Source organism: Streptomyces sp. 4N509B (assembly GCF_052245655.1).
In the GTDB taxonomy this organism is placed as follows: domain Bacteria; phylum Actinomycetota; class Actinomycetes; order Streptomycetales; family Streptomycetaceae; genus Streptomyces.
The window spans coordinates 1-21,387 of record NZ_JBQQBZ010000053.1; the positions used below are offsets into that span (position 1 = coordinate 1).

Sequence of the window (21,387 nt, forward strand, 5' to 3'; positions counted from 1 at the left end):
GGTCATCGGCCCGTGTCCTTCGGTCGTGGGAGGGGCCGTCACCGGCCCTGGAAGCGGGGGATCTCGCGGGTGAGGAAGGCGGTGACGGCGGCGCGGTGGTCCGCCGTCGCGCCCAGCCGCCGCTGGGCCGCTCCCTCCCGTTCGAGGGCGGTCTCGAGGGGGACGGTGGCGGCGCTCGCCAGGAGCTCCTTGATCTCGCGGAACGCCGCCGTGGGCCCCGCGGCCAGGCGTCGGGCGAGGGCGAGTCCCTCCTCCCGCGCGCGGCCCTCGGCGACGACGCGGTGGACCAGGCCCCAGCCGGCGGCCTCCTCGGCGGAGAAGGGGTCGCCCAGCATCAGCAGGCCCGCGGCGCGCGAGGGGCCGAGGAGCCGGGCCAGCGCCCGGCTCACCCCCGTGTCGGGGCCGAGGCCCACGCCGGCGAAGGCCGTCGCGAAACGGGCGGTCTCCGCCGCGACCCGGAGGTCCGCCGTCAGGGCGAGGCCGAGGCCCGCTCCGGCGCAGGCGCCCTCGACGGCCGCGACCACGGGCTGCGGCAGGGCGGCCAGGGCGCGCACCAGGGGGTTGTAGTGCCGGTCGATGGTGTCGAACGCGGTGTCGGGTCGGTCGGTGAGGGCGAGGGCGTGCTCCTTCAGGTCCTGCCCGACGCAGAAGGCGCGGCCCTCGGCGGTCAGGAGCACCGCCCGGACGGCGTCGCCCGCGTCCGCCGCCCGCTCCACGGCCGCCAGCAGGCCCTCCTTCATCGTGGTGTCGAGGGCGTTGCCCGCGGCGGGGCGGCGTAGCTCGATCACCGCGACGGCGCCGTCGAGGGCGTAGCCGACCTCGTGCCCCCGGGGCGCGGGGGCGTCGCTCACTGCCATGTGTAGAACCCCTCTCCGGACTTGCGGCCGAGTTCGCCGCGGGCGACCTTCTCGCGCAGCAGCCGCGGCGGCGCGAAGCGTTCGCCGAGGGCCGCGTGCAGGTGTTCGGCGATGGCCAGCCGCACGTCGAGGCCGACCAGGTCGGTCAGGCGCAGCGGGCCCATCGGGTGTCGGTAGCCCAGGCGCATGCAGTCGTCGATCGCCTCGGGCGCGGCGACGCCCTCCTCGACCATGCGGATCGCCTCCAGGCCGAGGGCCACGCCGAGGCGGCTGCTGGCGAAGCCGGGCGCGTCGCGGACGACGACGTCGGTCTTGCCGAGGGCGCGGGTGTAGGACCGCGCGGCGGCGAGGGTGTCGTCGGCGGTGTCGGCCGTGACGACGAGTTCGACGAGCGCGGAGGCGGGCACGGGGTTGAAGAAGTGCATGCCGAGGAAGCGGCCGGGCCGCGCGAGGGCGCTGGCCAGCTCGGTGACCGGCAGCGAGCTGGTGTTGGTGGCCAGCACCGTCCGCTCGGCCACGGCGCGTTCGGCCGCCGCGAGCACCGTGGCCTTGAGGGCGGCGTCCTCGTGGACGGCCTCGACGACGAGGTCGGCCCCGGGTGGGAGGGCGGCCAGGGAGGTGACCGTCGTGACGCGGCCCATCACCCGCTCGCGCGGCTCGGTGAGGGCGCCGCGCTCGGCGGCCCGCGCGAGGCCGGCGGCGACCCGGTCCCGGGCGGCGGCGGCAGCGGCCTCGTCGCGCTCCACCACGGTGACGGCCGAGCCGGCGGCCGCGAAGGACTGCGCGATGCCGGCGCCCATGCGGCCGCCGCCGACGACGCCGAGGACGCCCGGCGGGGCGGGGGCGCTCACGGCAGCCGCTCCAGCAGCATCGCGGCGCCCTGGCCCACGCCCACGCACAGGGTGGCAAGGCCCCGGCGGGCGTTGTCACGCTCCATGCGGCCCAGGAGCGTGAGCAGGACGCGGGCGCCGGAGCAGCCCAGCGGGTGGCCGAGGGCGATGGCGCCGCCGTCGGCGTTGACGCGGGCCTCGTCGAGCTTCAGGCGGCGGATGACGGCGAGCGCCTGGGCGGCGAACGCCTCGTTCAGCTCCACGGCGTCGAGGTCGCCGACGGTCCACCCGGCGCGGGCCAGGGCCTTCTCGGTCGCGGGCACCGGGCCGAGGCCCATGAGGTGGGGCGGCACCCCGGCCGAGGCGGCGGCGACGACGCGGGCCCTCGGGGTGAGCCCGTGGCGTCGTGCCGCCGTCCGGCTCGCGACGAGCAGGGCGGCGGCGCCGTCGGACAGGGGCGAGGCGTTGCCCGCGGTGACGACGCCGCCCTCGCGGAAGACGGGGCGCAGCGCCGCCAGTTTCTCGGCCGAGGTGGTGCGGCGGGGGCCCTCGTCACGGGTCACCTCGCCGTCGGGCGGCAGCGCCGGCACCGGCACGATCTCGCGGTCGAAGTGGCCGGCGTCCTGGGCGGCGACGGCCCGGCGGTGGCTGCGCAGCGCGAAGGCGTCGGCCTCGGCGCGGGTGATGCCGTCGAGTGCGGCCACCTCCTCGGCGGTCTCCCCCATCGACAGGGTCACCGGCGCCGCCGGCCCGGCCGTGTCCGTGTCCGTGTCCGTGGGAACGGCCCGGTCGGCGGCGGTGAAGCGCGGGTTGGTGAAGCGCCAGCCGAGCGCCGTGTCGTGGACCTCTCCCGGCCTGGCCCACGGCGTGCCGGGCTTGGCCATCACCCAGGGCGCGCGGGTCATCGACTCCACGCCGCCCGCGACCACGAGGTCCGCCTCGCCGGACCGCACGGCCTGGGCGGCGCAGGCGACGGCCGTGAGGCCCGAGGCGCACAGCCGGTTGACGGTGTAGCCGGGCACGCTGGCGGGCAGCCCGGCGAGCAGCGCCGCCATCCTGGCCACGTCGCGGTTGTCCTCGCCCGCCTGGTTGGCGGCCCCGAGGATCACCTCGTCCACCGCCTCGCCGGGGATCCCGGCCCGCCGCACCGTCTCGCCGACCACCAGGGCGGCGAGGTCGTCGGGGCGCACGGTGGCGAGCGCGCCGCCGTAGCGGCCCTGCGGCGTCCGCGCGCCGTCGCACAGCCACGCCTCCTCGGGCACGTCAGGCACCGCCGCCCGCCCCCTCGGCGGGCGCCGTCGCGGCGACGTGCCGCCGGGACTGGAGCACGGTGAAGCGGCCCAGGACGAACGCCGGGTCGGTGAGGGTGGCGCTGGCCGCCGGGTTGGCCGCGGAGCCGTGGAAGTCGCTGAACGTGGCGGACTGGTTGACCAGCACGCCGCCGGTGAGGTTCTCCGACAGGTGCACGCCCGCCGCGAGGGCCGTCTGCCTGGCGGCGGCGAGCACCGTCTCGTCGGTCGTGTGCACCACGGCCGTCAGCGCGCCGTGGCGCCGCACCGCGTCGCTCAGGATTCGCAGGCTGTGCTCGGTGGAGTCGGTGGCGATGACGAAGGAGACGGGGCCGAACCACTCGCGGGTGTAGGTCTCCTCGTCGGCGTCCGCCTCCAGCCGCGCCACCAGCGGCGTCCTGACGGTCGCCTCGGGGTACTCGGGGTGCTCCACGGCGCTGGACGGGTGGGCCGTGCGCCCGAGCCCGGCCGCCTCCTCCAGGCGCTTCAGCACGGCGTCGCCGACGATCGCGCCGAGGGTGGCGCTCGCCCGCCGCGGGTCGCCGAGGAGCCGGTCGAGCGCGGCGCCGAGGTCGGCGGCGAACGCGTCGACGGTGCGGAGCCCCTGGTCGGTGGTCAGGCCCTCGCGCGGCACCAGGATGTTCTGCGGCGTGGTGCACATCTGCCCGCTGTAGAGGGCGAGGGAGAGGGAGAGGTTGCGCAGCAGGCCCGTGTAGTCGTCGGTGGAGTCGACGACGACGGTGTTGAGGCCGGCCTTCTCGGTGAAGACGGCGGCCTGGCGGGCGTTGGCCTCCAGCCAGTCGCCGAACCGCGTCGATCCGGTGAAGTCCACGACGCGCACCTCGGGGTGGGTGGCCAGCACGGTGGCCGTGCCGTCCTCCGGCCGCTCGGCGGCGAGGAGGACGACGTCGGGGTCGAAGCCCGCCTCCGCCAGGACCTCGCGGGCGACGCGCACGGTGATCGCGAGCGGCAGCACCGCCCGGGGGTGCGGCTTGACGATCACCGGGTTGCCGGTGACGAGGCTCGCGAACAGGCCGGGGTAGCCGTTCCAGGTGGGGAAGGTGGTGCAGGCGATCAGCACCGCGACGCCCCGGCCCACGGGGGTGTAGGTCTTCTCCAGCGCCAGCGGCTCGCCCCTGCGCTGGGGCTTGACCCACCGGGCCGTGCCCGGGAGGCGCGTCTGCTCCCGCCACGCGTACGCGACGGCTTCGAGGCCGCGCTCCTGGGCGTGGGGGCCGCCCGCCTGGAAGGCCATCACGAAGGCCTGGCCGGTGGTGTGCTGCACCGCGTGCGCGATCTCGAAGCTGGCGGCGTTGAGCCGGGAGAGGATCTCGGCGGCGACGCCGGCGCGGGTGTCGGGGCTCGCGGCCCGCCACGCGGCGGCGGCGGCCCCGGCGGCGGACACCGCCTGCTCGGGCGTGACGCGTGGATAGTCGACGCCGAGTTCGAAGCCGTAGGGCGAGACCTCGACGCCGCGCACCAGTCCGTCGCCCGGATGCCCCGGCAGCTCGAAGGGGCGGCCGAGTAGCGCCTGGAAGGCGGCCTCGCCGCGGGGCGGCGCCTCCTCGCCGTAGGCCGAGGTGCTCGGCATCTCGACGTAGGGCGAGAAGTGGCCGCGCTCCTCGATGGCCGTGGTGGCCCGCCGGAGCAGTTCCTGGTGCTCGGCGAAGAAGTCGGTCGGGGCGGTGGTGGGGTGGGGCATGTCGGCGTCACCTTCCTGCGCGGCGGGGGGACGGGTCACAGCTCGGCCAGCAGGGTCGCGGGGCGTTCCACGCGGTCGGCGACGAAGCGCAGGAAGCCCCCGGCGACGCCGCCGTCGCAGACCCGGTGGTCGAACGTGAGGGAGAGCTGGGTGATCTTGCGGACGGTGAGGGCGCCGTCGACCGCCCAGGGGCGGTCGAGGACGCGGCCGACGCCGAGCAGCGCGGCCTCGGGGTGGTTGATGATGGGGGTGGCGCCGTCGACCCCGAAGACGCCGTAGTTGTTGAGGGTGAAGGTGCCCGAGGTCAGGGACTCGGGGGGCAGCTCGCCCGAGCGGGCGAGGTCGGTCAGGCGGGCGATCTCGGCGGCCAGGCCCGCGGTGGTCATGCGGTGCGCGTCGCGCACGACGGGGACGACGAGCCCGCGCTCGGTCTGGGCGGCGAAGCCGAGGTGGATCCGGTTCAGGCGGACGATCTCGCCGCGCCGGGTGTCGACCGTCGCGTTGAGCTCGGGGAACGCGCGCAGGCCGGCGACGCAGACGCGGGCCAGCAGCGCCAGCAGGCCGATGCGGCTCTCGGGTGCCGCGGCCCGCAGCTCGTCCCTGGCGCGCAGCAGCCCCGTCGCGTCGACGTCGACCCAGGTGGTGGCGTCGGGGATCTCGGTCCTGCTGCGGGAGAGCTTCTCCGCGACGGCGCGGCGCAGGCCGCGCAGCGGGACGCGCTCCTCGTCCGCCGACGGCCGGGCGGGCGGGGCCGTGGGGGCGGGGGCCGGCGCGGCGCGCTCGGCCGGGGCTCCGCGCGCGATGGCCCGCTCGACGTCGCGGCGCAGCACGACGCCGTGCGGGCCGCTGGGTGTGAGCCGGGCGACGTCGATGCCGTGGTCCCGCGCCAGCCTGCGCACCAGCGGGGAGATCACGAGGGGGGCGGCGTCCGGGGCGGCCTCGGGGGCGGACTCTGGAACGGCGGCGGTGTCGCCCGGCGCCGCGGTGCTCCGGGCCGGGGTGGCGCGCGCGGGTGAGGTGCCGCGTCGCCTGCGGGGCGCGGGGGCGCGGGCGGTGCCGTAGCCGACCAGCACGTTGCCCGATCCGTCCGGGGATCCGTCCGGCGTGTCCTCGCCGTCCGGGGCCGCCTCGCCGTCGCGCCCGGCGGCGCCGTCGGCGTCCCGGGGCGCGGGTGGGTCCTCCTGCGGGGGCCGGACGGAGATGAGGGGTTCGCCTACCGCCACGCGGGCTCCCGGCTCGGCGTGGAGGGCGAGCACGGTGCCCGCGTAGGGCACGGGCACCTCGACGGCGGCCTTGGCGGTCTCGACCTCCACCACGACCTGGTCGACCTCGACGGTGTCGTCGACGGCGACCCGCCACTGGAGGATCTCGGCGTCGGTCAGGCCCTCCCCGAGGTCGGGCAGGCGGAAGAGCCGCTCGGTGAGGATGCCGGTGGTGGTCACGCCGCCCTCCTCGCCAGGTGGAGGACGTCGGGCACCTCGTCGTACTGGAGGCGGTCGACCGCGTCGAGGACGCGGTCGACGGCGGGCAGGTGGGCGTGCTCCAGCTTGGGCGGCGGGTAGGGGATGTCGAAGCCGGCGACGCGCAGCACGGGCGCGGCCAGCGAGTGGAAGCAGCGCTCCTGGACCCGTGCGGCGACCTCGGCGCCGACCCCGGCGAACCCCTGTGCCTCCTGGACGACGACGCACCGGCCGGTCCTGCGCACCGAGGCGGCGACCGTCTCGTCGTCGAACGGCACGAGCGTGCGAAGGTCCACGACCTCCAGGTCGACGCCGTCGCCGGCCGCCGCCTCCGCCGCCTCCAGCGCGACCGGCAGCGCGGGCCCGTAGGCCACGAGCGTGGCGTCGCGCCCGCGGCGCCGGACGGTGGCACGGCCGAACGGGTCCGTGGCGCGCCGCCGCGGGTCGGCCTCCTGCTTGGTCCAGTACAGCTTCTTCGGCTCCAGGAAGACCACCGGGTCGGGGTCGGCGACGGCGTCGCGCAGCAGCCAGTAGGCGTCGGCGACGGTCGCGGGGGTGACGACCTTCAGGCCCGGGGTGTGGGCGTAGTAGGCCTCGCTGGAGTCGCCGTGGTGTTCGACGCCGCCGATGCCGCCCGCGTAGGGGATGCGGATCACCATCGGCAGCCCGACCCGGCCGCGGGTGCGGTTCCTGAACTTCGCGACGTGCGAGGCGATCTGCTCGAAGGCCGGGTAGGCGAAGGCGTCGAACTGCATCTCCACCACGGGCCGGAAGCCGCCCATCGCCAGGCCCACCGCGAGGCCCACGATCCCGGACTCGGCGAGGGGGGTGTCGTAGCACCGCTGCTCGCCGAACTCGCGGGTCAGTCCGTCGGTGACGCGGAAGACGCCGCCGAGCGGGCCGACGTCCTCGCCGAGGACCAGCACGCGCTCGTCGTCGCGCAACGCGTCGCGCAGGGCGTCGTTGAGGGCCCGCGCCATCGTGACCGTCGCCATGTCACTGCTCCCTGGCGTTCAGCTCGGCCGCCAACTGCCCGCGCTGTTCCAGCAGCTGGGGCGTGGGGTCGGCGTAGACGTGGTCGAAGAGTTCGAGGAGGTCGGGGGTGTCCTCGGCGTTCATCCGGGCGCGCAGGCCGGCCGCGCGGCGCTCGGCCTCCTCGCGTGCCGAGGCCACGTCCTCGTCGGTGATCAGGCCCCGGCCGCGCAGGTGGGCCTCCAGCCGGTGCAGCGGGTCGGCGGCGCTCCACCGCTTCACCTCGGCCTCGTCGCGGTAGCGCGTCGCGTCGTCGGCGTTGGTGTGGGGCTCCATGCGGTAGGTGTGGGCCTCCACGAGGAACGGGCCCCGGCCGGCGCGGGCGTGCTCGACCGCGGCGGTCAGCACCGACACGACGGCCACCAGGTCGTTGCCGTCGACCTGTTCGGAGGGGACGCCGTAGCCGACGCCCTTGTAGGCGAGGGCCGGCGCGGCGGTCTGGCGCGCCAGGGGGACGGAGATCGCGTAGCCGTTGTTCTGGACGAGGAAGACGACGGGGGCGTGGAAGACGGCAGCGAAGTTGAGGGCCTCGTGGAAGTCGCCCTCGCTCGTCCCGCCGTCCCCGACCAGGACCATCACCACGCCGCCCTCGCCCCGGCGGCGCAGCGCGTCGGCCAGGCCGACGGCGTGCGGCGCCTGGGTGGCCAGCGGCGTGCACTGGGGTGCCACCCGGGTCGCCAGCGGGTCGTAGCCGCAGTGCCAGTCGCCGCGCAGCAGCGTCAACGCCTCGACGGGGTCGACGCCGCGGGCCATCACCGCGACGGTGTCGCGGTAGGTCGGGAAGAGCCAGTCCTCCTCCCGCAGCGCGAGGACGCTCCCGATCTGGCAGGCCTCCTGTCCCCGGCTGGAGGGGTAGACGGCGAGGCGGCCCTGCTTGGTGAGGGCGGTGGCCTGTGCGTCCAGGCGCCTGCCGACGACCATGCGCCGGAACGCCTCGCGCAGCAACTCGGCCGGGGGCTCGGCGTATCCGGCGGGCGCCCGGCCGGCCGCGCCCCCGGTCTCGGTGACGAATCGGACGGGCGCGGTGGAGGGCAACAGCCCCCGCACCGTGCGCCGTGAGGTCTTCGCGGTCATCCAGGGCACCCGCCTTCCGTGACGACGTGGCACCGCGATCGTCCGCCCGGCGCGTATATCTGCTCAAGATGCGGTAATAAATGGCGACATCCTGCTGGTACACCACCGGGGAGGTGAGCAACATGTCGCCCGATTCCCCCGAAGGAGGCCACGACGCCGGACGTTCTGCCGTACCGCTCGACACGACGGACCGGGCCCTCATCGCCGGGCTGCTCAGAGACGGCCGCATCTCGATCCGGGCGCTGGCCGACCGCGTCCACATCTCCCGTGCCAACGCGTACACGCGCATCGGCCGGCTGATGTCCGAGGGCGTGATCCGCGGCTTCGCGCCGCGGCTCCATCCGCAGCGCGCGGGCCTGGGCACCAGCGCCTACGTCATGATCACCATCGAGCAGAACACCTGGCGCACCGTCTCGCGGGAGTTGTCGCAGATCCCCTACGTCGAGCACTTCTCGCTCGTCGGCGGGGACTTCGACATCCTCGCGCTGGCCCGCACCCCTGACAACGACACGCTGCGGCAGGTGGTGCTGGAGCACATACAGGAGGTCCCGGGGGTTCGTTCGACCCGGACGTGGCTGGTCTTCGACGAGGCGCCGGGGCGCGGGGTCGAGTGGGAGTGACGCCCGTCGTGGGCGGCGGCGGTGACGCGAGGGGCGGGGGTGCGCCGCCTCGACCCCCTTGGCAGCACCGATTAATTATTATTAAATTCTTCCGGGCGGCCGACCGCCCGTCCCGCCGACCCCGGACCTCCGTGGAGTGAACGTACCGTGACCCACCCCCCTCAGGGCCGTTTCCAGGGACGGTGCGCTCTGGTCACCGGCGCCGCCTCCGGCATCGGAGCCGCGACCGCCGCGCGCCTGGCCGCCGAAGGCGCCAACGTCGTCGTGGCCGACGTCGCGCGGGACGCCGGACGCGAGACGGTGGAACGCCTCCGGGCGGCGGGAGGGACGGCGCTCTTCCAGCACTGCGACGTCTCCCGGCCCGCGTCGTGGGACGCCGCCGTCGCCGCGGCGCGCGACGCCTACGGCCCGGTGCACGCGCTGGTCAGCAACGCCTTCACGGTGCGCGTCGCGCCCGCGCACGCCATCGACGCCGAGGAGTGGAACCGCCAGCTGTCGGTCAGCCTGACCGGCTCCTTCCTCGGTTTCCGCGCCTGCCTGCCCGACCTGCGCGCCACCGCGGGAAGCGCCGTGATCGTCTCCTCCGTGCACGCGATGGTCGGTCTGCCGGGCCGCCCCGCGTACGCCGCCGCCAAGGCCGGGCTGACCGGTCTGACCCGGCAGCTGGCCGTGGAGTACGGGACCGAGGTGCGGGTCAACGCCGTGCTGCCCGGCCCCGTCCTCACCCGGGCGTGGGACGGCGTCGGCGAGGAGGACCGCCGCGCCAGCGCCGAGCAGACCGCGATGCGGCGGCTGGGCAGACCCGAGGAGGTCGCCGCCACGATCGCGTTCCTGCTCAGCGACGACGCCTCGTTCGTGACCGGGGCCTCGCTCGTCGTGGACGGCGGGTGGAGCGTCCTGAAGACCTCCTCCTGACCCGGACCTCCGCCCCGACCCGACCCCCTGGAGCACCGCACTTGAAGATCACACGCGTGGAGACCTTCGCCGTCCCACCCCGCTGGCTGTTCTGCCGCGTCGAGACCGACGAGGGCGTCGTCGGGTGGGGAGAGCCCGTCGTCGAGGGCCGGGCGGCCACCGTCCGCACGGCCGTCCACGAGCTGGCCGAGCTCCTGGTCGGTCGCGACGCGCTCCGCATCGAGGACCACTGGCAGGTCATGACCAAGGGCTCCTTCTACCGGGGCGGCCCCATCCTCTCCAGCGCGGTCGCCGGGCTCGACCAGGCGCTGTGGGACATCGCAGGCAAGGCCCTCGGCGTCCCGGTCCACGTCCTCCTCGGCGGCCCGGTCCGCGACCGCGTCCGGGCCTACAGCTGGGTCGGCGGGGACGACCCGGGCCAGCTCGCCGAGGCCGTCGCCGCGCAGGTCGAGGCGGGCTTCACCGCGGTGAAGATGAACGCCTCGGGCCGGATGAACCGGCTGGCGACCACCACCGACCTCGACGGCGTCCTCGACCGGGCCGGGACCGTCCGCGACGTCCTGGGCCCTGACCGGGACTTCGCCCTCGACTTCCACGGCCGTTTCACCGCCGCCAACGCCCGCAAGGTGCTCGCCCGGCTCGCCCCCCTCAACCCGCTCTTCGCCGAGGAGCCCGTCCTCCCCGAGTACCCGCACCTGCTGCGCGAGCTGGTCGACGCCTCCCCCGTGCCCGTGGCCCTCGGCGAGCGCCTGTACTCGCGCACCGACGCGCTTCCCGCCCTCCAGGCGGGCATCGCCGTGCTCCAGCCCGACCTCTCCCACGCCGGCGGCATCTCGGAGGTGCGCCGCATGGCCTCCCTCGCCGAGACCTTCGACATCCAGATCGCGCCGCACTGCCCCCTGGGACCCGTGTCGTTGGCGGCCAGCCTCCAGATCGCGTTCTCCGTGCCGAACTTCCTGATCCAGGAGCAGAGCATGGGCATCCACTACAACACCGGCGCCGAGCTGCTGGACTACGTCCTCGACCCCGAGGTCTTCCGCTTCCACGAGGGCCACTTCGCCCGCCCCACCCGCCCCGGACTCGGCGTCGAGGTCGACGAGGCGGCCGTGCGCGCCGCCGACGGGGCGAGTCCCGACTGGCGCGGCCCGGTCTGGCGCCACCCCGACGGGTCCTTCGCCGAGTGGTGACCACCCGCCACCCGGCCCTGCCCTGAAAGCCCCATTTCCACCAGCCACCGGAGGGACCGTCAGCCATGGACGCACCGAGCTTCACCGCCCACCTGCGGCGCGACCGGCTCGTCGCCATCGTGCGCGGCCGTGACGCCGAGGCGTCGCTGCGCGCCGTCCTCGCCCTCGTGGAGGAGGGCGTCGGCCTCGTCGAGGTGTCCCTCACCACCGCCGACGCCGCCGGGGTGATCGCCCGCGCGGCGCGCGAGCTGGGCGGCGACGCGCCGGTCGGGGCGGGCACGGTCGTCAGCCGGGACGACCTGCTGCGCGCCCGGGACGCCGGGGCGCGGTGGTTCGTCACCCCGGCCCTCGGCCCGGGGTTCGAGGCGGCGGCGGAGCAGCGCCTGCCCGTGCTGGCCGGCGCGTTCACCCCGACCGAGGCGCTCACGGCGACGACGCGGGGCGCCACCGCCGTCAAGCTGTTCCCCGCCTCGCTCGGCGGCCCCGCCTACCTCGCGGCGCTGCGCGACCCGTTCCCCGACATGCCCGTCGTGCCGGTCGGCGGCGTCGACGCGGCCGCGGCGGCCGCGTACCTGGCCGCCGGCGCGCTCGCCGTGGGCGTCGGCGGCCCGCTGGTGGCGGACGCGGCCCACGGCGGCGACCTGACGGCCCTGCGGCGGCGGGCGCGGGAGTTCCTCGCCGTCGTGGGCCGCGCCGGGGAGGCGTCGTGAGCGGCCCGGCGGTGGACGTCCTCACCTTCGGCGAGGCCATGCTGTCGCTCCAGGCCGAGGGCGCGCTGAGCGTCGGCGGCGCCGCCCGCGTCACCGTGGCCGGGGCCGAATCGAACGTCGCAGTGGGGCTGGCGCGCCTCGGGCACCGGGTGAGTTGGGCGGGCCGGTTGGGGGCCGACGAGCCGGGGCGGCTGGTGCGGCGCGCCCTGCGCGGCGAGGGCGTCGAGACGCGCCACGTCACCACGGATCCCGAGGCGCCCACCGGGGCCATGCTGCGGGAACGGCGCGTCGCCGACATCGCCCGCGTGCAGTACTGGCGCGCCGGCTCCGCCGCCTCGCGGCTGCGGTTCGCGCACCTGCTGCCGGCGCTGGAGGACGGCGCCCGCGTCCTGCACCTGACCGGCATCACCTGCGCGCTGGGCGACGGGCCGCTCGGGGCCGTGCGGGAGGCTGCCGACCACGCCCGCCGGCGCGGCTGGACGGTCGCCCTCGACGTCAACCACCGCGCGCGGCTGTGGACGGCCGCCGACGCGGCCACCGCCCTGCGCCCGCTGCTGGGCTCGGTCGACGTGCTCATCGCCTCCGAGGACGAGATGCCGCTGGTCGCCGACGTCGACGGCGGCCCGAGGGAGGAGGAAGAGGCGCGGCGGGCCCGGCGGCTGTTCGACGCGGGAGTGGGCGAGGTCCTCGTCAAGCGGGGCGCGGCCGGGGCGACGCGGTACGCGCCCGACGGCCACCCCGTGCACTGCCCCGCGCAGCCCGTCCCCGTCGCGGACACCGTCGGGGCGGGAGACGCGTTCTGCGCGGGCTACCTCTCGGGGCTGCTGGACGGGCTCGACCCGGGCCGGCGGCTGCGCCGCGCCACCACGACCGCCGCGTTCGCGGTGGCGACCCCGGGCGACTGGGAGGGTCTGCCGCACCGCGACGAGCTGCCGCTGCTCGACGCCGAGCCGGGCAGCGCCCTCCGCTGAACCCGCCCCCGTCCCCTCCCCCGCCGTCGCCCGGGAAGGCGCCCGCGTCGGCCGCCCCGGACCGCGCGTCGACGAGGGTGCCGGCCGGGACGGCGCGCCCGTGGTGGGCCAGCAGATCCGCCAGCAGCGCCCGCACCTTGGCGCCGGGCTGGTGGAGCTGTGCGGCGGGTTCGGACCGGTCGGCACGGCGCGGGTGATCGCCGAGGTCGGTGACCGCGTTCCGGTCGGGGCCATCGGCTACGGCAGCGAGTCGCTGGCCGCCATCTCCCGCTTCCACCTGGCGTTCCTGGCCGGCCAGGTGCAGTCGGAGCTGTTCGTGGTGCTGGTGCCGGGCGCCGACCCGGAGCGGGACCGGGCCGTCTTCGACAACGGCGGCGGCGCCGCGTTCACGGTGGTGGCGGTGCCGGACGTCGAGGCCGCCGAGCGGGTCGCGGCGGGGGCACGGGTCGGGCTCGTCGAGCTGTTCGGGGGCCTCGGCGCCGACGCCGCGGCCCGCGTCCACGCCGCCGCCGGCGGGGCACCGGTCGGCTCGATGGTCTACGGCATCGAGTCGATGGACGCGGCCTCGGCGTTCCGCTCCGCCGCCGGCCAGGCGGCCTGACGGCCCGCGCGGCGGGCTCCCTGCGGGAGCGGCCTCCTCAGGACTTGCGGCCCATGCCGCCGGCGATCAGCAGCCCGGCGTCGTCCAGCGGCTGGCTGACCGGCCGGTCGGGGCGCCACAGCGGGGCCGGCACGACGCCCGGCTCCAGGAGCTCGAAGCCGTCGAAGAACGCCGTGATCTCCTCCGTCGTGCGGAACTGGCCCCGCCCCAGGGCGCCCACCAGCAGCTCCTCCAGGGCGCGCGCCTCGGGGGAGCTGTTGCAGAAGTGGGAGAGGAACAGGTGGCTGCCGGGTGCGAGGCGCGCCTTGTAGGCGTTGATCACGGCCGTCGGGTCCTCCTCGTCGAGCACGTGGTGGACCACGGCGAGCATCACCAGGCCGACGGGGCGGGAGAAGTCGAGGAAGTCCGCGACGTCGGGGTGGTCGAGCACGCCCGCCACGTCCAGCAGGTCCGCCATGACGACCCTGGTGCTGGCGTTCCGCGCCAGCAACGCCTCGCCGTGGACACGGACGACGGGGTCGTTGTCGACGTACACCACGCGGGCGTCGGGGTTGACGGACTGCGCCACCTCGTGGGTGTTCTGCACGGTCGGCAGTCCCGAGCCGAGGTCGAGGAACTGGTCGACGCCCTGCTGGGCGAGGAAGCGGATGCCGCGTATGAGCAGTTCGCGGTTGATGCGGGCGCTCTCCACCGCGGACGGCATGATCCTGCGCGCCTCCTCGTTGACGGCGCGGTCGACGGGGTAGTTGTCCTTGCCGCCGAGCCCCGCGTCGTAGACCCGGGCGATGCTGGGCCGCGTGGTGTCGATCTCGGGCAGCGGGGGCTGGTCCCGCTCGGCGGGAGTGGCCCAGCTCCAGTCGTACGGCTGCTCGTCCTGCGGGGCGCCGGCGGGTCCCTCGGGCATGCTGTTTAACTCCCTTGGCTCGTGAGGAGCGTCGCGGTTCGGTGTCCGGGGGAAGTCTCACACGGAACGCCGCCGGCCCCGCTCCTCGCCCCGCCTCCAACAGCCCCGCGCCGTCAGCCCGTTCGCCGCTCGCCGCCCGCGCCGCGGTCGCCGCCCTCGCCGCGCAGCAGCGCCACGCACTCCTGCTGGAGGGCGAGGTCGTGCCACATCGGGTGGTGCGGCGCGGCGTTGGAGCAGACCACCGAGCCCCAGGCGCCGACACGGGCGGCCTCCGCGACGGCCAGCCGGCAGAACGCGGCGCCCACCGGGCCCTCCTCGAAGGAGCCGTGCAGCGGCGTGTACCCGACCCAGCCCTCGCCCAGGACCAGCGGGACGCCAGCGTCCGCCGCCCAGTCCGCGGCGGCGGCGATCCAGGTGCGCAGCTTCTCCACCATCGCCAGCCGGTGGACGGCGTACCGGTCGTACAGCCAGGCGTCGAAGGCGTCGGGGTCGCACCAGTCGTGGACGTACACCTCGCGCCGGCCGACGACCGTCGCCTCCAGCCGCCACCGGTCCTGTGCCGGCGGCAGCCAGTCCGCCAGGTCGGGGGCGCCGGGACGCAGCAGCTCGCGGCGGGCGAGGTCCTGGGGGAAGGGGCGTGCGGTGTCGCGGAGCGCGAAGGTCTCCAGCATTTCGTCGAGCACGCCGTAGACGTAGGGGTGGAAGACGGCGACGTCGACGTCCCGCGGGACGCCGCGCAGCGAGCCGACGGGCACCTGGGCGTAGTTGACGGTGACGGGCCGGTCGGGGTGGCGCTCGCGGAACCGGGCCAGGCCGCGCTCCAGCCGGGGCCGGAGCGCCACGACGGTGTCCCCGGCGGGCAGTCCGTCGGTGAGGTGCCCGGCCTGCACCTCGTTGTGGAGTTCGGTGAAGGCGACGCGGTCGTCGAGGCCGTCGTGCGCGGCGAGGAAGTCGACGAGGTCGGCCAGGGCGTCGGCCAGCGCCTCCGCGCGCCGTTCGGGGTCGATCCGCGTCACGGCGTCGAACCAGGCGCGGTCGGCCGCGAACGACGGGCTCTGCTGGTACTCCCAGCTGGAGAGGATGACGTAGCAGTCGTGCCGGCGGGCCGCCCGGAAGAGGGCGAGCAGCTGGGCGCGGCCGTCGATCTCGGTGGGGCCCGCCACGTCGTACCAGCGCACCCGCTGCCCGTACGCCCCGCCCAGCGGCCCCAGGCGCAGGCGGGTGGTGTCCAGCCCCGAGCCGAACAGCAGCAGCGGCATGGCGCAGATCCGGACGGTGTTGTAGCCGCGTTCGACGGCCTCGGCGAAGGCGCGGTCGAGGTCGTGGAACGGCTCTCCCGGGCCGGTGCGGGTGTACCAGCTGAAGTCCCACAGCGAGATCGTCAGCGTGGCGGGCAGGTGGGCGGGGGGTGCGGTGGGCACGTCGGGTCCGGACCTTTCCTGGGGAGGGACGGGAGAGACGCTGTCAGCTCTTGACGGCGCCGGCAGTGAGTCCTTCGAGGAGCTGCCTGCGCAGCAGGAAGAACACCAGCAGGCTCGGCACGGCGGCGAGCACCGCGGCCGCGAGCACCAGGTCGTACTGGCGCCCGGTGGCGCCGAACAGCGCCTGGATGCCGAGCGGCAGGGTGTAGTCGCCCGGTTCGCTGACCACGATGAGCGGCCAGAGCAGGCTGTTGTAGCTGGCGAGGAAGGACCACACGCCGAGCGCGCCGAGCGCGGGCCGCAGCAGCGGCAGCACGATCCGCCGGAAGACGGCGAACTCGGTGCAGCCGTCGACGCGGCCGGCGTCGAGCAGGGCGTCGGGCACGGCCTGCTCGGTGTACTGCCGCATCATGAAGATCCCGAAGGCGGGCGCCACCCAGGGCACGACGAGCGCGAAGTACGGCGTGGTCAGGTGCGCCTTGGCGACCATGACGAACAGCGGCACGACGATCACGGCGAACGGCACGGCCAGCGAGCTGAACATCAGGTTGAACAGGAAACGCTTCCCGCGGAAGCGGTACTTGGCGAAGGCGAACCCGGCCAGCGAGCACAGCCCCACGGACACCACCGTGGAGATCCCGGCCACCACGGTGCTGGTCACGAACCAGCCCCAGAACGGGTGCGCGTCCAGCAGGCCGCGGTAGTTCTCCAGGGTCGCCGGCAGCGGCAGAGGCTGCGGCGGGTAGCTGAAGATGTCGCTGCGCGCCTTGAACGAGGCCGAGAGCGCCCACAGCAGGGGCAGCGCGAACACGACCAGCAGGCTGGTCAGGAACGCGTACAGCAGCACCCGGCCGCCGCGTCCCGGTCGGTGTCCCGCCGCGTTCGGCGGCCGGCGGGCCGCGCGCGACGGCTCCTCCCGCGTCGTCGCCTCGGCGTGGCTGGCCGTGGTCGTGGCCGTCACTGGTCCCTCCCGACTTTCAGGGCCCGCATGGCGAGCAGGCCGAGTGCGAACACCACGAGGAAGAGGAGAACGCCGGCCGCCGCCGCGTAGCCGAGCTGCTGGCGCTGGAAGCCGGCTCGGAAGATGAACATCGCGACCGACAGGGTGGACTCGCCGGGGCCGCCCTGGGTGAGCAGGAACGGCTCCTCGAAGATCTGGGCCGTGCTGATCAGCACGGTGACGGCGACGAACGCGGTCACCGGGCGCAGCGAGGGGAGCGTGACCTCCCAGAAGCGCCGCACCGGTCCGGCGCCGTCGATCGCCGCGGCCTCGTGGAGCTCCTTGGGGACGTTCTGGAGGCCGGCGAGGAAGAAGATCGTCAGGTACCCCGTCCACCGCCACAGCACGAGGATCACGACGGTGACGCGGGCCCAGGTGGGGTCGCTGAGCCAGTCCACGCCGCCGAAGCCGAAGACGGCCTCCAGCAGGCCGTTGACCAGCCCGAACTCCCGGTCGAAGATCAGCCCGAAGACGAGGGCGACCACGATCGGGGAGATCACCACGGGCATCACGTACGTCAGCCGGAACATGTCGCGCCCGCGCAGCCCGCGGGCGTTGAGGGCCTGGGCGATCAGCAGGGCGGCGGGCACGACGACGAGGAGGGTGAAGACGACGTAGAGGGAGGTGTTGCGGACGGCGGTCCAGAAGCTGCTGTCGCTCAGCAGGTCCCGGTAGTTGCGCAGGCCCACCCAGCGGGGCGTGCCGAGGCCGGCCCACTCGGTGCAGCTGAGGTAGAGGCCGACTCCGATCGGCACGAGCAGGAAGAGCCCGTAGAGCAGGTAGAAGGGCGAGATGAAGACGTACGGTGCCAGCTCGCGCTGGTGGCGTAGCCACCACGAGCGCCGGGGCACGGCCGTCGTGGCGGCGGGCTGGCGGTGCCCGCCGAGGAGCGGGCGGGAACGGGTGGTGTCGCCGGCGGCACCGCCGGTCGGGGTGCCGGTCGGGGGTGGAGGGGTCATCGTTTCACCTGCTGTCGGTAGGCGCCGAGGCCGTCCTCGATCGCGGCCTCGGGGGACGTGCGCCCCATCAGCGCGTCGAGGACGGGTCCGCCGAGCACGTCCGTGAGGATCTGCATGCCGGCGTCCTGGTGGAACAGGGGCAGGTCGGCGGCGGCCCGACCGTAGACGTCGAAGACCCGTTGGCCGAGGAACTCGTCCTCGATGGCGAGGAGTTCGGGGTCCTCGTAGAGCGAGCGCAGGGTGGGCAGGTAGCCGCCGGAGCGGTAGCGCAGGAGCTGCCCGTCGCGGGTGAGGTAGACGCGCCGCAGCAGTTCGAGGGCGGCGGTGGTGTGGGGCTTGTCCTTCAGCACGGTGAAGGCGGTCCCGCCGAGGGTGGAGGCGATGTGGCCGCCGCCGGAGAAGCGGGGCAGGGTGCGCATCCGCCACCGGCCGGCCTGGTCGGGCACGTTGGTCTGGAGCCCGTAGGCGTTGTACCAGTTGGGCATGGCGGTGGCGGCGAGGCGGCCGGACTTCAGGGCGGCGGCGCAGGCGCTGCCGTAGGGGTCGGGGAGGGCGAGCAGGAATCCGCTGCGCACGCCGCGGACCATGAACTCCAGCACCTCCAGCGCCTCGGCGGACGGCAGCGTGATCTCGCCGCGCTCGTCGAACAGGCCGCCGCCGCGCTGGAGGAGGAACTGGAGGAAGGCGTTGACGATCGAGCCGTTGTCGCCGGTGGAGACCATGCCGAGGCTGATGTCGTGGTCGGTGGCGAGGCGCTCGCCGTGGTCGGCCAGCTCCTCCCACGTCGCGACGTCCTCGGGGACGCCGTGCTCCTGGAAGAGGTCCTGGCGGTAGTAGTAGACGGAGATCGAGTTGTCGGAGTCCAGGCCGTAGGGGACGCCCTCGACCGTGTAGGGCGCGAGCTTGAGGAGGTCGTCCCCGAGCGGGCGGACCGTCTCGGTCAGGTCGACGAAGAGGTGCTCGGCGATGCCGGAGACCATGACGCGCGGGAACTGGTCGATGACGACGCCCGCGAGGTCGGGGGTGTTCCCGTCGGCCACGGCCTGGGCGATCATGCGGGTGACGATGTCGCCGGGGGCGGCGTTGGTGACGTCGACACGGAAGTCGAAGCGGGAGCCGCGGGTCAGGGCCGCGTCGCTGACGGCGTTCTGGTAGGTGGTGACGTAGCCGGGGTCGTGGGTCCACAGGCTGATGTCCACCGGCCCGGAGGTGACGGGCTCGGCGTCGGCGGTGCCGCACGCGGTGAGCGCGGGGGCGGCCAGCAGGCCGAGCCCGAGGCCGGCGCCGCCGCGCAGCAGGGCCCGGCGGCTGGGTGCGCCGGGGCGGCCGAGGTCAGGCATGGCGAACCTCCTTCGGTGCCCGGAGGCTGATCCGCCGGGAGGGCACGAGGGTCACGGCGTCGACGGACGTCCCGGCGCGGGCGGCGGCCAGGCCGTCGCGGGCGGCGGCGTCCACGTGGACGCGGCTGTCGTGGGCCAGCGGCAGGACGCGCAGTTCGACGCCGTGCCGGACGGCCTCGGCGGCGACGTGGCGCAGCCCGATCTCCCACGCGGGGCCGTACCAGAAGTGGTCGGCGACGAGCCGGCCGCCCACGTAGGCCCGCGCCACGTCCCCGGTGTACGTCACGCGCAGCAGCACCTCGCCCGCGTCCTCGCTCTCGTCGAGGATCTCGGGAGGGATGGTGACGTGGTGGACGGAGGCCCGTGCGAAGTCGGCGTCCCGCGGGGCGGAGGCCCGGCCGTGGGAGCCGCCGGTGCGGGCGGGGGCGGCGACGGCCTCGGCGCGCACGCACGTGACGGTGGGGACGGGCGGGGGCGGGGGCGGGCCCAGCGACCAGCGTGTGAAGGCGCCGTCCTCGACGCCGGGTCCCGCGTCGGCCAGGGCGGCGGGCGCGGGCAGGAGGGAGATCTCGGGGGCGGCGGTCGTGTGGACGCGCAGCTCCTCGCCGTCGACGAGCACCAGGTCGTCGCAGAGCACCAGCCGGTCCTGTCCCCAGACGTGGACGCGGTTCGCGCGCAGGGCCTGTTCGGCGGTGAGCACCAGCACGCGGACGGGGCCGCGCGGGCCGTGGGCGGTCAGCAGCGCGTCGGTGCCGGGGCGGTGCACGGTCACGAGCGTGCCGTCGGCGAGCTCCCGCACCCGCGCGGCGCCCGTCGGGTCCTCGACCGTCGTCCCGGCGGGCAGCAGCAGGCGGGGCGCGACACCCTCGGTGGCGGCGAGCACGGCGGTCGGTGTGCCGTCGACGTCGAGGCGGGCCAGGGGCTGCGCGGTGGCCCAGGTCAGGCGGAGACCCGATCCCAGCTCGTAGCCCAACGGCCAGACGAAGCAGGCGCCCGACGGCACGGTGACGGGCTCCTCGGGGAGGGTCAGGGTGTGGTCGTCCGCCAGGGTCACGCGGAAGCGCACGCCCTCGTGGTCGGGCAGCGGCTCGTGCGGCTGGTGGTTGGTGACGAAGAGGAAGCCCGCGTCGCCGCGCGAGCGGACGGCCCACCGCAGCGTGGCGCGGTCGTCCAGGCCGTCGGGCTGGACCTCGGGCAGCGACGGCGCCATGTCGGCGAGGTCGGCGCCGGAGTCCCGCAGGAGGAGGTGCTGCTGGCGCAGGGCGTGGAAGGAGGGGCGGACCTGGCCGTACTCGCCGAGCGGCGCCTGGAAGTCGTAGGTGACGGTGGGCAGGTCGTTGGGGTAGCCCGTGGCGTGCGACTCCTGGTTGGGGACGCGGTGTTCCTGGCGCTGCGAGCAGCCGTGGTAGAGGTAGTAGCCCTGCCACACGGAGCCGCTGCCGAGCTTGGTGAGGGCCAGCGCCGTGACGTCGCGTTCGGGGACCAGCGGCCGGCGGTGGTAGGCGATGGCCATGCCGCCGCCGAGCTCACACGTGGCGTACGGGTAGCGGCGGTCGTCCGGGCCGCTGCCGGCGGGCGCGGCGTCGCGGAGGTCGGCGCCGATGGCGTGGTCGTCGCGGATCGGGGTGAAGAAGTAGTGGCGGCGCATCTCCCGGGCCCAGCCGGGGTGGGCGTCCTCCCAGAACGCCTCCGGGTAGCCGCCGTACAGGGGCAGCAGCACGTCCGGGGGGATCTGGGCGGCGCCCCACGCGGTGGCCGTCCACAGCGGCGGGGTGATGCCGGCGGCCTCGGCCATGCGCCGCAGGGTCGCGAGGTGCTCCGGCTGGTCGTAGAGCTCGTTCTCCACCTGGACGGCGATCACGGGGCCGCCGTCGCCGTGCCACAGTCCGCGGAGTTCGTGGGCGACGCGCGCGTAGTACGGCTCCACCAGCGCGAGGTAGGCGGGGTCGTCGGTGCGGGGGACGCATCCGGTGTCGGCCAGCCAGTCGGGGAAGCCGCCGTTGCGGCACTCGCCGTGGGACCAGGGCCCGATGCGGACGGCGACGGCGAGGTCGAGGTCCGCGCAGAGCTCGACGAAGCGGCGCACGTCCAGCCCGCCGTCGAAGCGGTACCTGCCGCGCTCCTCCTCGTGCTGGTTCCAGAAGAGGTAGGTCGCGACCAGGTCGACGCCGCCGGCGCGCGTCTTCAGCAGCTCCTCGCGCCACTCGTCGGCGGGGTACCGGCTGAAGTGGAACTCCCCCATGACGGGGATCCAGGGGCGGCCCGCCCGCGACAGGCGGCGGCTGTCGACGGTGAGGGGCTCGGGTGCCCCCCGGGGACTGCCCATCGCGAGGTGGCCGGCGAGCGGCGCGGGCGGTTCCTGGGCACGCAGCGACAACATGACAGGTGGCTCCTGCGGGGCGGCTCGGTGAAGTGGGTTCATCGTGGGGGTGCTCCGCAGCACTGTCAAGATGTATTCATATTTAATTCGCAGGGCTATGATGCCTCCGCGGCCCGGTCGACCCGGCCGCGTTCC

19 protein-coding genes are annotated in these 21,387 nt (G+C 75.2%); 6 read left to right on the plus strand and 13 right to left on the minus strand.

The window, feature by feature from the left end; genetic code table 11:
* Positions 1-38 precede the first annotated feature (38 nt).
* From ACTWP5_RS29830 to pdhA, 7 genes are read right to left on the minus strand one after another with little or no spacing between them, the layout of a single operon-like run.
* On the minus strand, positions 39-857 hold the full coding sequence (locus tag ACTWP5_RS29830) for an enoyl-CoA hydratase-related protein (protein WP_443224285.1): 819 nt from the start codon (positions 855-857) through the stop codon (positions 39-41).
* Positions 848-1,708 (minus strand): 3-hydroxyacyl-CoA dehydrogenase family protein, encoded by an 861-nt coding sequence (locus ACTWP5_RS29835; RefSeq protein WP_443224286.1) that lies wholly within the window; start codon positions 1,706-1,708, stop codon positions 848-850. The genes ACTWP5_RS29830 and ACTWP5_RS29835 overlap by 10 nt, the downstream gene beginning before the upstream one ends.
* The gene (locus ACTWP5_RS29840) at positions 1,705-2,949 is read right to left on the minus strand and encodes a thiolase family protein (protein ID WP_443224314.1); all 1,245 of its coding nucleotides are present in this window, start codon (positions 2,947-2,949) and stop codon (positions 1,705-1,707) included. Before ACTWP5_RS29840 ends, ACTWP5_RS29835 begins: the two co-directional genes overlap by 4 nt.
* Before the next feature lies 1 nt (position 2,950).
* Complete coding sequence (gene paaN / locus ACTWP5_RS29845) at positions 2,951-4,678, minus strand: phenylacetic acid degradation protein PaaN (protein WP_443224287.1); 1,728 nt, start codon at positions 4,676-4,678, stop codon at positions 2,951-2,953.
* A gap of 35 nt (positions 4,679-4,713) precedes the next feature.
* On the minus strand, positions 4,714-6,120 hold the full coding sequence (locus ACTWP5_RS29850; protein WP_443224288.1) for a dihydrolipoamide acetyltransferase family protein: 1,407 nt from the start codon (positions 6,118-6,120) through the stop codon (positions 4,714-4,716).
* The gene (locus tag ACTWP5_RS29855) at positions 6,117-7,133 is read right to left on the minus strand and encodes an alpha-ketoacid dehydrogenase subunit beta (RefSeq protein WP_443224289.1); all 1,017 of its coding nucleotides are present in this window, start codon (positions 7,131-7,133) and stop codon (positions 6,117-6,119) included. Before ACTWP5_RS29855 ends, ACTWP5_RS29850 begins: the two co-directional genes overlap by 4 nt.
* Position 7,134: 1 nt before the next feature.
* Positions 7,135-8,244, minus strand: coding sequence for a pyruvate dehydrogenase (acetyl-transferring) E1 component subunit alpha (gene pdhA, locus ACTWP5_RS29860; RefSeq protein ID WP_443224290.1), 1,110 nt, complete (start codon positions 8,242-8,244; stop codon positions 7,135-7,137).
* Between the two features lie 122 nt (positions 8,245-8,366).
* On the opposite strand from pdhA, the gene ACTWP5_RS29865 reads away from it, so the two are divergent.
* The 6 genes from ACTWP5_RS29865 (at position 8,367) to ACTWP5_RS29890 (ending at position 13,248) form a co-directional block, all read left to right on the plus strand.
* Positions 8,367-8,864, plus strand: a complete 498-nt coding sequence (locus tag ACTWP5_RS29865) for an Lrp/AsnC family transcriptional regulator (RefSeq protein WP_443224315.1) — start codon at positions 8,367-8,369, stop codon at positions 8,862-8,864.
* A gap of 147 nt (positions 8,865-9,011) precedes the next feature.
* A complete protein-coding gene (locus ACTWP5_RS29870) occupies positions 9,012-9,779 on the plus strand; it encodes an SDR family NAD(P)-dependent oxidoreductase (RefSeq protein WP_443224291.1) in 768 nt (255 codons plus the stop codon).
* 41 nt (positions 9,780-9,820) lie between these two features.
* Positions 9,821-10,966: a galactonate dehydratase gene (gene dgoD / locus ACTWP5_RS29875; RefSeq protein WP_443224292.1), complete on the plus strand. Its 1,146-nt coding sequence runs from the start codon at positions 9,821-9,823 to the stop codon at positions 10,964-10,966.
* 65 nt (positions 10,967-11,031) lie between these two features.
* Positions 11,032-11,676: a bifunctional 4-hydroxy-2-oxoglutarate aldolase/2-dehydro-3-deoxy-phosphogluconate aldolase gene (locus ACTWP5_RS29880; RefSeq protein ID WP_443224293.1), complete on the plus strand. Its 645-nt coding sequence runs from the start codon at positions 11,032-11,034 to the stop codon at positions 11,674-11,676.
* Complete coding sequence (locus ACTWP5_RS29885; protein WP_443224294.1) at positions 11,673-12,647, plus strand: sugar kinase; 975 nt, start codon at positions 11,673-11,675, stop codon at positions 12,645-12,647. Before ACTWP5_RS29880 ends, ACTWP5_RS29885 begins: the two co-directional genes overlap by 4 nt.
* 100 nt (positions 12,648-12,747) lie before the next feature.
* The gene (locus tag ACTWP5_RS29890) at positions 12,748-13,248 is read left to right on the plus strand and encodes a DUF6506 family protein (protein ID WP_443224295.1); all 501 of its coding nucleotides are present in this window, start codon (positions 12,748-12,750) and stop codon (positions 13,246-13,248) included.
* Between the two features lie 37 nt (positions 13,249-13,285).
* Here the strand turns inward: ACTWP5_RS29890 and ACTWP5_RS29895 are convergent, their stop codons facing one another.
* The 6 genes from ACTWP5_RS29895 to ACTWP5_RS29920 form a co-directional block, all read right to left on the minus strand.
* Positions 13,286-14,152 carry an SAM-dependent methyltransferase gene (locus ACTWP5_RS29895; protein ID WP_443224296.1) on the minus strand — a complete coding sequence of 289 codons (867 nt, stop codon included), beginning with the start codon at positions 14,150-14,152 and terminating at the stop codon, positions 13,286-13,288.
* Positions 14,153-14,265: 113 nt separating this feature from the next.
* On the minus strand, positions 14,266-15,573 hold the full coding sequence (locus ACTWP5_RS29900) for a cellulase-like family protein (protein WP_443224297.1): 1,308 nt from the start codon (positions 15,571-15,573) through the stop codon (positions 14,266-14,268).
* Between the two features lie 43 nt (positions 15,574-15,616).
* Positions 15,617-16,534, minus strand: coding sequence for a carbohydrate ABC transporter permease (locus ACTWP5_RS29905; RefSeq protein ID WP_443224298.1), 918 nt, complete (start codon positions 16,532-16,534; stop codon positions 15,617-15,619).
* Positions 16,531-17,532, minus strand: a complete 1,002-nt coding sequence (locus ACTWP5_RS29910; protein WP_443224299.1) for a carbohydrate ABC transporter permease — start codon at positions 17,530-17,532, stop codon at positions 16,531-16,533. The genes ACTWP5_RS29905 and ACTWP5_RS29910 overlap by 4 nt, the downstream gene beginning before the upstream one ends.
* Complete coding sequence (locus tag ACTWP5_RS29915; protein WP_443224300.1) at positions 17,529-18,872, minus strand: ABC transporter substrate-binding protein; 1,344 nt, start codon at positions 18,870-18,872, stop codon at positions 17,529-17,531. The genes ACTWP5_RS29910 and ACTWP5_RS29915 overlap by 4 nt, the downstream gene beginning before the upstream one ends.
* Positions 18,865-21,252, minus strand: coding sequence for a beta-galactosidase (locus ACTWP5_RS29920; RefSeq protein WP_443224301.1), 2,388 nt, complete (start codon positions 21,250-21,252; stop codon positions 18,865-18,867). The genes ACTWP5_RS29915 and ACTWP5_RS29920 overlap by 8 nt, the downstream gene beginning before the upstream one ends.
* Between the last annotated feature and the right edge of the window lie 135 nt (positions 21,253-21,387).

Coding starts and splice junctions, on each gene's coding strand:
- paaN (WP_443224287.1), bottom strand. CDS start 4,678: ATGCCCCACCCCACCACCGCCCCGACCGACTTCTTCGCCGAGCACCAG.
- ACTWP5_RS29920 (WP_443224301.1), bottom strand. CDS start 21,252: ATGTTGTCGCTGCGTGCCCAGGAACCGCCCGCGCCGCTCGCCGGCCAC.
- ACTWP5_RS29915 (WP_443224300.1), bottom strand. CDS start 18,872: ATGCCTGACCTCGGCCGCCCCGGCGCACCCAGCCGCCGGGCCCTGCTG.
- ACTWP5_RS29880 (WP_443224293.1), top strand. CDS start 11,032: ATGGACGCACCGAGCTTCACCGCCCACCTGCGGCGCGACCGGCTCGTC.
- ACTWP5_RS29895 (WP_443224296.1), bottom strand. CDS start 14,152: ATGCCCGAGGGACCCGCCGGCGCCCCGCAGGACGAGCAGCCGTACGAC.
- ACTWP5_RS29865 (WP_443224315.1), top strand. CDS start 8,367: ATGTCGCCCGATTCCCCCGAAGGAGGCCACGACGCCGGACGTTCTGCC.
- ACTWP5_RS29830 (WP_443224285.1), bottom strand. CDS start 857: ATGGCAGTGAGCGACGCCCCCGCGCCCCGGGGGCACGAGGTCGGCTAC.
- pdhA (WP_443224290.1), bottom strand. CDS start 8,244: ATGACCGCGAAGACCTCACGGCGCACGGTGCGGGGGCTGTTGCCCTCC.
- ACTWP5_RS29910 (WP_443224299.1), bottom strand. CDS start 17,532: ATGACCCCTCCACCCCCGACCGGCACCCCGACCGGCGGTGCCGCCGGC.
- ACTWP5_RS29855 (WP_443224289.1), bottom strand. CDS start 7,133: ATGGCGACGGTCACGATGGCGCGGGCCCTCAACGACGCCCTGCGCGAC.